We start from the raw sequence: 5,834 nt of genomic DNA on the forward strand, positions 1-5,834 counted from the left end.
TCGACGAGCTCGGAGGGCCGTTGCACGAGAACCATTACCCGGTGGGCTGGTGCTGGGCGGGATCGTCGCCCTTCCAGTGGATGAAGCAAGTGGCATCGCACTTCGGAGGGACGCGCAACGGCCTGGTCATGTCATGGCCGAAAGGCATCGCCGACCGCGGCGGCATGCGCTCGCAATTCCACCACTGCATCGACATCGCGCCCACGATCCTTGAGTTGGCGGGCGTGCCTGAGCCGCGTGAGGTGAACGGCGTGCCGCAAAAGCCGATCGAGGGCATCAGCATGGCGTATACGTTCGCGGCCAAGGACGCGCCGGGCCGGAGAGTCACGCAGTACTTCGAGATGCTCGGCAACCGCGCGCTCTATCACAATGGCTGGGTCGCCGGATGCCTGCACGGCAGGCTGCCTTGGCTCACCTCCGGCGGCGCCAGCTTCGACAACGATACATGGGAGCTCTATAACATCGAGAAGGATTTTTCGCAGGCCAACGACCTCGCCGCCAAGGAGCCCGCGAAGCTGCGCGAGCTGCAGGATCGCTTCATGGCCGAGGCTGCAAAGTACAACGTGCTTCCGCTCGACGATCGATTTGCCCAGCGCGCCGACCCGAGGCTGCATCCGAGTCATATCCGCGGCAAAACGCGCTTTGTCTATCCTGCGGGCACCATCCGCCTCGGAGAGCGTTCCGCGCCGAACACGAAGAACGTTCATCACACGCTCGCTGCCGAGGTGGAGATCCCCAAGGGCGGCGCCGAAGGCGTGCTCGTCTGCTGCGGCGGCATCTCCGGGGGTTTCTCGCTCTTCATCAAGGACGGCAGGCTCCACTGGGAACACAACTACTACAACGAGATCCGCTATCGCGCGTCGTCGACGGAGAAGATTCCACCGGGGCACCACGTGCTGTCCGCGGAAGTGAAAGTCGACAAGGAAGGCAAGTTCGGCGGCGGTGGAAAGGTGACCCTTCGCGTGGACAAGAAGAAGGTCGGCGAAGGTCGTTTCGAAAAACAGGTCGCCGGGTATTTCACCGTCAACGAAACTTTCGACGTCGGCTGCGACACGGTCTCGCCGGTCTCGGACGTGTACAAATCGCCGTTCCCCTTCACCGGCACGATCATCAAGGTGATGGTCGATATCAGTGAGGCGACGTTCGAGGAACTTGCGGAACAACACGAGGCGCGAGCGCGGCTCGCGATGGCGACGCAATGAATGGCACCGTCAAGCCCAACATCGTTTTCATCCTGATGGACAACCTCGGGTATGGGGAGCTGGGTTGTTACGGCGGAGGGATCGTGCGCGGCGCGCCGACGCCTCGCATCGACAAGCTGGCGACCGAAGGGACGAGACTGCTCAACTTCAATGTCGAGGCGCAATGCACGCCGAGCCGGTCGGCGATCATGACCGGGCGGTTTTCTATCCGGTCGGGAACGCATTCGGTGCCGATCGGCGAGGGTTTCGACGGCCTCACGCAATGGGAAGTGACGATCGCCAAGCTCCTTTCCGAAGCGGGCTACGGAACCGGTCATTTCGGCAAGTGGCATTTGGGGAGCGCCGACGGACGACTGCCGAACGATCAGGGCTTCGACGAGTGGTACGGCATCCCGCGCACCACGGACGAAGCATTCTGGCCGTCGGAACCGGCGGCCAAGGCGGCGGGTATAGCGTTCACGCACATCATGGAAGGCCGCAAGGGCGAGAAGAGCCGCGAGCTCGAAGTCTACGACCTGGACCAGCGCCGGTTGATCGATGCGGAGATCACGCGCCGGACCATCGACTTCATAACTCGCAGCGCGCGGTCGGGCAAGCCGTTCTATGCCTACGTCCCGTACACGCAGGTGCACTTCCCGACGCTGCCGAATCCGAAGTTCGCGGGCAAGACTGGCTATGGCGACTTTCCCGATGCGCTCGCCGAAATGGACGCGCACGTGGGAGAAATTCTCGACGCGGTCGATGCGCTCGGCATTCGCGACAACACCCTGATCGTCTTCACGAGCGACAACGGCCCGGAAGCCACTTGGCCGTGGCAAGGTTCCTCGGGACCGTGGCGCGGGTACTACTTCACGCATATGGAAGGCTCGCTGCGAGTTCCCTTCATCGTCCGATGGCCGGGCCAGATTCCCGCCGGACGCGTGAGCAACGAGATCGTGCACGAGGTGGACACGTTTACGAGCCTCGCCAGCATCGCACGCGCCCTGGTGCCGCAGGATCGGGCGATCGACGGCGTCGACCAGACCGAGTTTCTGCTCGGCAAGTCCGACACGTCGAACCGCGAGGGTTTCCCGGTGTTCGTGGCCGACCGCCTCGAAGCGGTCAAATGGCGAAACTGGAAGATCGTGTTCTACGACGAGCAGCGCGACTGGTGGACGCCGCCCATCAAACTCGGATCACCCAAAGCGTTCGATCTCATCACCGACCCGAAGGAAGAATACCCGGCAACCGCCCTGCGCAACACGTGGAACGCGGGGCCGGCCATGAACATCATCGTCGAGTTCGAGAAAAGCCTGAAGGAGTACCCGCCCATCGCGCCCGGAACGCCTGATCCATACCGGCCGCCGAAGTGACGCGCGGATTCCGTGGAATCCGACAGGGCCATGCATTTACGTACATCGACTAACGCGTTCGGAGGATGATGATGATCGGACCTGCAGAGATCTTTACGATCTTCTTCGTCACGCTCGGGCCGCTCAAGATCCTGGGTCCATTCGCGAACAGAACGCGCGACCTCGACGACGCGACGATGCGCAAAGTCGCGATGTGGGCGTTCGTGATTGCGACTGCCGCCGTCATCGTTGGAAGCCTGATCGGACGAGCGATTGCCGCAAAGTGGCACGTTTCGATCGGCTCGCTTCTCATTGCCGCCGGCATCATTTTTCTGCTCGTCGCGCTGAAGCAGCTCCTGGAACAGTACGAGCCGCCGCACGCGTCGGAAACGCCGCCTCCGTTGCCGCAATCGCCGATGGCTGCGGCCGTGCGGCTGCTTTTTCCGATCGTGCTAACGCCTTACGGCATCGCGGCGGCAATCGTGCTTCTGGCGGGCAGTACCGAAACGGAGCGCACCGAGCTCATTCTCGCTTTGCTCGTGGCCGTGATGGCCATCAATCTCCTGGCAATGCTGTTTGCGCGCAAGATTCTCGTCGGCTTCACGATGATCGTGCTGCAGGTCCTGGGCGCCGTGCTGGGCGTCCTTCAGGCCGGTCTGGCAATCGAGTTCATCGTGCGCGGGTTGCGCGAGCTAAAAATCGTCAGCGGCTGAACGGGATACTGAAAGGGACTGGAACAGAGTGTTCGCGCCCGATAGCAAACGACATTGATCTATCTTTAAAGGAGACGACAATGGCAGCGACCAAAACAATCAAACCCAACATCCTGGTCATCTGGGGCGACGACATCGGCATCTCGAACCTGAGCTGCTACTCCCAGGGACTGATGGGATATAGAACCCCCAATATCGACCGCATCGCGAAAGAAGGAATGCTGTTCACCGACTCCTACGGCGAGCAGTCGTGCACCGCGGGCCGCTCGTCGTTCATCTCCGGGCAGAGCGTGTACCGCACCGGGCTGTCGAAGGTCGGCTCTCCCGGCGCGCCGCAGGGCCTGAAGGCGGAGACGGTGACGATCGCGGACTTGCTCAAGGAACAGGGCTACACGACGGGCCAGTTCGGCAAGAACCACCTCGGCGACCGCAACGAGTACCTGCCCACCGTGCACGGCTTCGACGAGTTCTTCGGCAACCTCTACCACCTCAACGCCGAGGAAGAACCGGAGATGGCGAACTATCCCAAGGACCCGAAGTTCCGGGAGACGATGGGGCCGCGCGGCGTCATCCACTCGTGGGCCACCGACAAGGACGACGCCACCGAGCATCAGCGCTGGGGGCGGGTCGGCAAGCAGAAGATCGAGGACACCGGGCCGCTTACCAGGAAGCGCATGGAGACGTGCGATGACGAGTTCGTGGCCGCTGCCACCGACTTCATCAAGCGCCAGCACGAGGCGGGCAAGCCGTTCTTCGTGTGGCTCAACACTACCCACATGCACTGGATCACCCACACCAAGCCGGCGAGCCTGGGCCAGTCCGGCCGCTGGCAGTCGCCGTACCACGACACCATGATCGACCACGATAAGAACGTGGGCCAGATGCTCGAGCTGCTGGACAAACTCGGCATCGCCGACGATACCTTCGTGATGTACTCCTCCGACAACGGCCCGCACATGAACACTTGGCCGGACGGCCGGATGACCCCGTTCCGTAGCGAGAAGAACACCAACTGGGAGGGAGCTTTCCGCGTGCCGAAGCTGGTGCGCTGGCCGGGCAAGATCGCCCCGGGCAGCGTGTCCAACGGGATCGTGCAACACCACGACTGGCTGCCGACCTTGCTCGCCATTGCCGGCGACAGCGGCGTCGTGGACAGGCTGAAGAAGGGCGCCACCGTTAACGGCAAGACGTTCAAGAATCACATCGACGGGTACAACCTGCTGCCACATTTGACCGGCGAACAGAAAGCCAGCCCGCGGCAGGGCGTTTTCTACTTCAGCGACGACGGGGACGTGCTGGGGCTGCGCTTCAACCATTGGAAGATCGTCTTCATGGAGCAGCGCTGTCAGGGGACGCTGCAAGTCTGGGCCGAGCCATTCACGCGCCTGCGGCTGCCCAAGCTGTTCAACCTGCGTACGGATCCGTATGAACGTGCGGATACGACATCGAATACGTACTACGACTGGCTGCTCCACAACGGCTACATCATGCTCGGGGCCCAGACGATCGTGGCCAAGTTCATGGAGACGTTCAAGGAATTCCCGCCTGCGCAGAAGCCCGGCTCGTTCACGATCGACGATGCGAAGGACAAGATGACGGAGAGCGCAGGAAGCAGCGGCCATTGATAATGGCGCGAATCTGACGGAGGGATTTCTTTAGTGGACGCACTCGATATCGATACCCCGGCGCGAACGACACCGTTCGGCGTGCCACCTGCCGAGGACATGATCTGGATTTCCGGCGGCACATTTCGCATGGGGTCCGACGATCACTATCCGGAGGAGGCGCCGGCGCACAACGTCACGGTCGGCGGCTTCTGGATGGATCGCTGTGCAGTAACGAATGCGCAGTTCAAGCGGTTCGTCGAGGCCACCGGCTATGTGACGCTCGCCGAACGTCCGGCCAATCCGGCCGACTATCCGGACGCCAAACCGGAGATGCTCGTCCCGTCTTCGGTGCTGTTCAAGAAGGCATCGGGGCCGGTCGATCTTCGCAATCACTACAACTGGTGGGTCTACGTGCCGGGCGCCGACTGGCGCCACCCGCGCGGGCCGGCGAGCAGCATCCGGAAGCTGATGGATCACCCGGTCGTGCACGTGGCGTTCGAGGACGCGGAGGCCTATACAAAGTGGGCACGACGGGAATTGCCGACCGAGGCGGAATGGGAGTTCGCGGCGCGGGGCGGTCTCGAATACGCCGAGTTCGCCTGGGGCGACGAATACATGCCCGGCGGCAAGCCGATGGCCAATACCTGGCAGGGTGAGTTTCCATGGCAGAATCGTTGCGAGGACGGGTACGAGTGGACGGCGCCGGTCGGCGCCTTCCCGCCGAACGGATATGGGCTCTATGAAATGGCCGGCAACGTCTGGGAGTGGACTACCGACTGGTACCAGGACCACGGCAAGATCAAGCACGCGTGCTGCACGATCGACAATCCGCGCGGCGGGGCGCCGGAAGAGAGCCTCGACCCGAGAACTCCCGATATCCAGATTCCGCGCAAGGTTATGAAGGGCGGTTCGTACCTCTGCGCGCCGAACTACTGCCGCCGCTACCGACCGGCGGCGCGAATGGCGCAGGCCGTCGACACG

The 5,834-nt window shown here is 62.5% G+C and carries 5 protein-coding genes; all 5 read left to right on the forward strand.

Annotated features, from left to right (window positions below):
• A partial coding sequence (locus VGK20_14010; GenBank protein HEY2775157.1) for an arylsulfatase occupies positions 1–1,202 on the forward strand: 1,202 nt, incomplete at its 5' end.
• Positions 1,199–2,554: an arylsulfatase gene (locus VGK20_14015; GenBank protein HEY2775158.1), complete on the forward strand. Its 1,356-nt coding sequence runs from the start codon at positions 1,199–1,201 to the stop codon at positions 2,552–2,554. The genes VGK20_14010 and VGK20_14015, both read left to right, overlap by 4 nt.
• Positions 2,555–2,625: 71 nt before the next feature.
• On the forward strand, positions 2,626–3,246 hold the full coding sequence (locus VGK20_14020) for a MarC family protein (GenBank protein ID HEY2775159.1): 621 nt from the start codon (positions 2,626–2,628) through the stop codon (positions 3,244–3,246).
• An 80-nt stretch (positions 3,247–3,326) separates the two neighbouring features.
• Positions 3,327–4,871, forward strand: coding sequence for an arylsulfatase (locus tag VGK20_14025; protein ID HEY2775160.1), 1,545 nt, complete (start codon positions 3,327–3,329; stop codon positions 4,869–4,871).
• A 99-nt stretch (positions 4,872–4,970) separates the two neighbouring features.
• Positions 4,971–5,834: formylglycine-generating enzyme family protein (locus VGK20_14030; protein ID HEY2775161.1), on the forward strand; the 864-nt coding region annotated here is incomplete at its 3' end.

The organism is Candidatus Binatia bacterium (assembly GCA_036493895.1).
Classification (GTDB): Bacteria; Desulfobacterota; Binatia; order UBA1149; family CAITLU01; genus DATNBU01.